This is a genomic window from Pedobacter sp. 01N416, from assembly GCF_056399685.1.
The window spans coordinates 1-6,451 of the sequence record NZ_JBFTRT010000507.1 but is presented as its reverse complement, the minus strand read 5'-3'; the positions used below and the strand labels follow the sequence as shown (position 1 = coordinate 6,451).

Annotated in this window: 4 protein-coding genes and 1 pseudogene; 4 read left to right on the top strand and 1 reads right to left on the bottom strand. The window is 39.0% G+C overall.

The window, feature by feature from the left end:
- The first annotated feature begins 151 nt into the window (after positions 1 to 151).
- The 4 genes from AC1DND_RS22485 (at position 152) to AC1DND_RS22470 (ending at position 5,440) form a co-directional block, all read left to right on the top strand.
- Positions 152 to 1,351: a multiheme c-type cytochrome gene (locus AC1DND_RS22485; protein WP_477584832.1), complete on the top strand. Its 1,200-nt coding sequence runs from the start codon at positions 152 to 154 to the stop codon at positions 1,349 to 1,351.
- A 97-nt stretch (positions 1,352 to 1,448) separates the two neighbouring features.
- Entirely contained in the window at positions 1,449 to 3,605 is a 2,157-nt protein-coding gene (locus AC1DND_RS22480; protein ID WP_477584831.1) for a TonB-dependent receptor, read from the top strand.
- Positions 3,606 to 3,609: 4 nt separating this feature from the next.
- On the top strand, positions 3,610 to 4,419 hold the full coding sequence (locus AC1DND_RS22475) for a DUF4249 domain-containing protein (RefSeq protein ID WP_477584830.1): 810 nt from the start codon (positions 3,610 to 3,612) through the stop codon (positions 4,417 to 4,419).
- 64 nt (positions 4,420 to 4,483) lie between these two features.
- Complete coding sequence (locus AC1DND_RS22470) at positions 4,484 to 5,440, top strand: 2-hydroxyacid dehydrogenase (RefSeq protein ID WP_477584829.1); 957 nt, start codon at positions 4,484 to 4,486, stop codon at positions 5,438 to 5,440.
- Between the two features lie 146 nt (positions 5,441 to 5,586).
- Here AC1DND_RS22470 and AC1DND_RS22465 read toward each other — a convergent pair.
- Positions 5,587 to 6,451 (bottom strand): annotated as a pseudogene (locus tag AC1DND_RS22465) (carboxypeptidase regulatory-like domain-containing protein); the annotation flags it as partial.

Here is a 6,451-nt window from a genome sequence, read left to right as displayed (position 1 = left end):
TCCAAATACCGGAGATAATAAGAAGTTTGCAACCTTTGAGGTAAAGAACGTTGTTTTAAAGGCGGGCAAGCAAAAAATTAAGGTGCTGACAGATGCAGGGGGCTATAATTTTGGTTATATTCAATTTGTAAAATAAAAACAAAACATCATCTTGAAAGGCGTAAAACGTATCCTACTCATTTTGGGCGCAATTGCCATTGCGGTTGTTGTTCTTTCGAGATGCATGAATGTGACCGATCAATTGCCCACAGATGCAAGGGGCGAGGCTTATACCGGAGCGGCTACCTGTGTTAAATGCCATAAAGATTTATCGCAGTCTTATGCACATAGTCCGCATGGTTTAACTTCTAAGCCCGTGATAGATGCAACTTTATTAAAAATTTTCGCCCCTGATTCGAATAGTTTCCAATATGATGCAACCCAAAAAGTAGTAATAGAAAAGAGAGACAGCGGTATATTTCAGGTGGCTTATCACAATGGCAAAGCTGTACGTGCGCAAAAGTTTGATATGCAGTTTGGTTCAGGTGAAAAAGCCTATACTTATACCTATTGGCAAGGCAAGAAAATGTACGAACTGCCTTTATCTTACTTCGCTACTATTAAGAATTGGGCCATCAGCCCTGGTTTTCCAAAAGAAAGCTTTTATTATGATCGGGCGATAACGAGCCGTTGTTTAGAGTGCCACGCATCCTATGTAGCGACTAAAATCACACAAAAATCTACTTTTTCAAAAGTTGAGGAAATGGAAAAAGGCGCTGTTATTTATGGGATAGATTGTGAACGTTGCCACGGACCAGGTAAACAGCATGTTGTTTTTCATATGGAGAACCCTGAAGAAAAGACAGCAAAATTTATCACATTGTATAAAACACTTACCCGAAAACAAAAGATGGATGTTTGCGCTGTTTGTCATTCGGGCAATACTTTGGTGGCACAGCGATCTGTATTCGGCTTCCAGCCCGGCGACGATTTAGAGGCTTATTATTCGCAGGATTTTACAGGTTTTGGTGGTGGTAATATTGATGTACACGGTAACCAAAGTGCCATGCTAGAGGGCAGTAATTGTTATCGGAAAAGTGAAACCATGACTTGCCAATCCTGCCACAATACACACGAAAATATTAAAGGGAATTTAAGCCTCTATTCTCAGCGGTGTATCAATTGCCACAAAAGCACCAATCATAGCAAAGCCACTTTAGCTAAAGGATCGCTCAGTACCAATTGTATCGACTGCCATATGCCTAAAGAATCTTCAAAACTGATCACCTTTCAACAGGCGGGTAAAGATCATTTGAGCCCATACCGGTTACGCTCACACCATATTGCCATTTATCCCGTTATTAATAAGTAAAACCCAAACTTGTATTAAGAAATTCCCCACTATCCATTAATAGGACTTGGATTTCGTACATTTGGTTTCCACCTTAAAAAATTAGATAGTAGCCAATATGCTCATAAAACACTACTTAACTTTATTCCTCCTCCTTTTTCTCTCAACCTCTATTTTTGCTCAAAAGAAATTTACCCTTAGCGGTACCATCCGCGATGCAGGCACAGGCGAAACTTTAATCGGCGCTACAGTAAGGATTACTGGAGCTTCTACCGCAGCAACCCTAACCAATAATTATGGTTATTTTGCTTTAACACAGYCCGAAGGTACCTATACTGTGGCCGTAAGTTATACGGGTTATGCATCCATTGTTAAAACCATCAATTTAACTAAAGATACCAAGCTGAACGAAGAATTAAAAAGTGCAAACGATTTGGATGAAGTAACTGTAAGTGCCAATAACCGTAAAAACGAAAACGTTAAAAGTGCGCAAATGGGTTTGGAAAGGATCGATATGAAATCGCTTAATTCTATACCTGTACTGCTTGGTGAAAAGGATATCTTAAAAACCATCCAGCTGTTACCAGGCGTAAAATCGGGTGGTGAGGGGAATACAGGTTTCTATGTGCGCGGTGGTGCTGCCGATCAGAATTTAATTATTCTGGATGAAGCGGTGGTATATAACTCCTCTCATTTGCTTGGCTTTTTCTCCACTTTTAATGCTGATGCAATTAAGGATGTAAGTTTATACAAAGGTGGTATGCCTGCTCAGTATGGCGGTCGTTTATCGTCGGTTTTAGATGTTAAAATGGACGATGGGAACAATAAGGAATTTAAATTCCAGGGTGGGATCGGATTGATTGCCTCGCGTGTAAAAGCAGAAGGACCGATTGTAAAAGACAGGGGTTCTTTTATGGTGAGTTTCCGCAGAACGTATATCGATCTGTTTTTAAGGTCTTCGCCCGATTCGACTGTAAATGGGAGTACCTTAAATTTTTATGATATTAATGCAAAGGCAAATTATAAGATCAATGATAAAAATACCATTTATATTTCAGGCTATTTTGGCAAGGATAATATCGGCGTTAAAGACCTGTTCGAAAACAACTGGGGCAATGTAACCACCACCATCCGGTTAAACCATATTTTTAGCGACCGTTTGTTTTCGAATACCTCGTTAATTTACAACAACTATAATTATACCGTTCGCTTATTAAATGATGCGACCAACTTTAAAGCAACCTCACTGGTTCGGGATTTTAACTTTAAAGAAGATTTTCAGTATTTCAGCAACAAGCATACACTTCGTTTTGGTATCAATGCCACACAGCACCGTATTTCGCCTTTTAGTACCTATGATGCTGATGGGAATACCCTGTCGACAGAAAATGTAGCCAAGGGGAAATTTCATAAAAACTACTTTAACCTGGAGCCACGTTTTTCGGTGAGCTATCTGTTTAATGAAGAAAATTCGATCAAGGCTTCTTATAACCGGAATACCCAGAACGTCCATATTTTAACCAACGCTACTTCCAGCTCACCAACCGATCAGTATGTATTGAGCAGTACCAATATTAAACCCGAAATTGCCGATCAGGTGGCTTTGGGGTATTTCAAAAATATTCAGGACAACAATTACGAACTCTCGGGAGAAATTTATTATAAGTGGCTCCAGAATCAGATCGACTATAAAAATGCGGCCGAATTATTGGCTAACTCAAATGTAGAATCAGAACTTTTATATGGAGTAGGCAGGGCTTATGGAATGGAGCTATTTTTTAAAAAGAAATTTGGTAAGCTGAACGGTTGGGTGGGATATACCTTATCGCGTACTGAACGTAAATTTACAGAACTCAATAATGGTAAATATTTTCCCGCACGGCAAGATCGTACGCATGATATTTCGTTAGTGGGTATTTACAACATGACCAAGCGGTGGACATTCTCATCGAGCTTTATTTACAGCACTGGTAATGCCGTTACGTATCCGGCAGGGAAATATACTATAGGTGGCCAGGCTGCTTATTATTATACGCAAAGAAATGCAGGCCGAATGCCTTATAATATGCGTTGGGATGTAAGTGCAACTTTAGAGGGGAAAGTGAGGAAGAAATATCAATCGAGCTGGAATTTTGGAATCTATAATTTATTGGCCCGGAAAAATCCTTATGCCATTGAATTTATTACTGATCCTGATCATCCAGGCAAAACTGCTGCCCAGCAAACTTCGCTGTTCGGTCTTATCCCTTCAATTACCTGGAACTTTAAATTTTAAAAGCATGAAAAAACTGATTATATACTTTTCGCTGTTTACTTTCTGTTTTACAGGCTGCAAGAAAATTATTCAAATTGAAACCGAAAATGCCGATCCTCAACTGGTAATTGAAGGTGTAATTAACGATTCGCTGATCGATCAGCAGATTAAGATCAGCAAAACCATCGGTTATACCGAAGCCAATATTTTTCCGAAAGTTTCGGGAGCAAGCGTAACTGTAACCGATAATAAGGGAAATACTTATGTTTTTAAAGAAGGCACAACACCAGGAACTTATATCAATAAAATGAAGGGCGTGCCAGGTGTTACGTATAATTTAAATGTTACTGCCGAAGGACAAACCTACACCGCCAGCTCAAAAATGCCCAATGTGGTTAAAATGGATTCGATAGGGGTGATTAAAAACTTTTTCTTTGGTCGCGAACGCAAAACTGCTGCTGTATTTTTAAAAGACCCGGTCAACGAAACCAATTTTTACCATTTTAACCTTTATGTAAATGATATTTTATCAGAACGTTTTTATGTAAATAACGATCGTTTAACAAATGGGAACGATTTAAGGATTCAGCTATTTTTTAAACCACCTACTAACGACCACGACAGTGATGAGTTGAATTCGAACGACAAGATTAAAATAGAAATGGAGTGTATCGATTCCAATATTTTCGATTATTGGTATGCTTTAAGTCAGCAATCGAACCGGGGGCCAAACCAGGGTACAACTCCGGCTAATCCAACTTCTAATATCTCTAACCAGGCATTGGGCTATTTTAGTGCCAATACTTACCAGATGTTATCAGCAACTGTGAAATAGTACCCATAAATAAGTCAATTGGTATTATCCAAAACACCTTAGAATTTTTAATGTTAAATAAAACATGAAAGTATTTATAAGTGGCAACATTGCTTCAGTTGGCATAAAAGAACTGGAAGAAAATAATATTTCGATTATCCAATGGAAAGAAAACCGACAGRTTACAGCCGAAGAACTGATTGAAGCCTGTCAAGGCCAGGATGCCTTGATCAGCGTCGGGCCAAATAAGATTAATGCCCAATTTTTAAAGGCCTGTAGCCATTTAAAGGTTATTGCTTTACATTCTGTAGGTTACGATCAGGTAGATGTAGCTGCCGCCAAAAAATTAAATATTCCAATCGGAAATACGCCTGGTGTTTTGAGCGGCGCAACTGCCGACACTGCTTTTTTATTGATGCTAGCCGTATCGCGAAAGGCCTTTTTCTCGCACAAAAAAATCATTAAAGGCGAATGGAAAAACTATGAGCCATCACCCGAACTCGGAATTGAGGTAAATGGCAAAACGCTCGGTGTTTTTGGCCTGGGGAAAATTGGATTAGAGATGGCCAAAAAATGTAAGGCTGCCTACCAAATGGAGGTAATTTATCACAACAGATCGCGTAACGAAGAAGCTGAAAAAGAAATCGGAGCCAAATATGTTTCGTTCAAAGAGCTTTTGACACAAAGTGATGTATTATCTGTACATACTGCGCTAACGCCCGAAACTAAGAGTAAATTTACGCTTGATGTTTTTAAACAGATGAAACCCAATTCGATTTTTATTAACACGGCCAGAGGTGGTATTCAAAATGAAAAAGATTTGATCCAGGCGCTCGAAGAAAAAATCATTTGGGGAGCAGGTTTAGATGTAACCAATCCGGAGCCAATGGATAAAGATAATCCTTTGCTATCAATGGAAAGTGTTGCTGTTTTGCCACATATCGGCTCAGCTACCGAAGAAACCCGAGCGGCCATGGCACGGATTATTGTTAAAAATGTTCTGGCTGGTTTAAAAGGAGAGAAGTTGCCGTTTGAGGTATAAGAGGAGAATGAAAATTTTCTGTTGGGTTAATAGTTAATGGTTTATAGTCTGATGGCCATGATCCCTTAACTACTCAAATCTAAAATGGTTGATAGTCTGTTAGCTATTGGCTATGGACTATCAACCATTGGACTGCCTACACTAATCTATTTTACGGTGTACTTAAATACCGATCTTCCTAAATTTCCGTTAGCATCTATACCCTCGATAATTACTTTATACTGGCCTTTGCCATCTGCATTGTAATATTCGAAAGAAGTATTGCCCGTAGCATCGGTTACCACTTTAGGGTTCCAGTAAATGGTAGTTCTTAAATCATTGCGGTTCATGCTTGCAGGAACATCGTATTTTGGAGAATAGAACTGTTTTTCTTTGTTGTAACCCTGTGGTGAGAAAGTAAGTTCGTAGTATTTGGGTAGCATATCCATCAGCTGCGCTTTAGATATTTTAGTGCCTTTAGGTGCTTTCTTTTGATTGAATACAATAACCCCATTTACATTGTTTGCCCGGTTTACCAAGCCTAATTCATCTCTTAAAAATACCTCAACTGATTCGATCTGGTTGGCATCAAGCGTATTGATCTGGTTTACATCCACATTCATGCCATTGATAAAGATACCCATCGGGATTTTTTTGCCCTGGTTATAATCTCTGCTCACGTAGAAATTGTTATCTGCAAAAGTAACACCAGCCAACATGCCCTGTAAACAGTTAATCAGTAAACCACAACCTTTTAATCTATCTCCACTCACTTCATGGTCGGCCATTTGGCTAAGCCCGCTTAATGCCGGATAATCTTTATGGCTTACTTTTGGAACAACAGCTGCTTTAATGTTTACATCTTTTAAAGTGTGTAAATAAGCATATTGTCTTTTGCTGTTATCCAGGTAGCTGGTTAAAGCACTATCGATGTTTAAAACCTCTTCAGCAGCACTAAAGTTTCTCGTTAAAGAAGGAACAGGTGCACCGTTTAAGCTTAATGTCATGTTTTTATAGTTCATGTTGTACTTA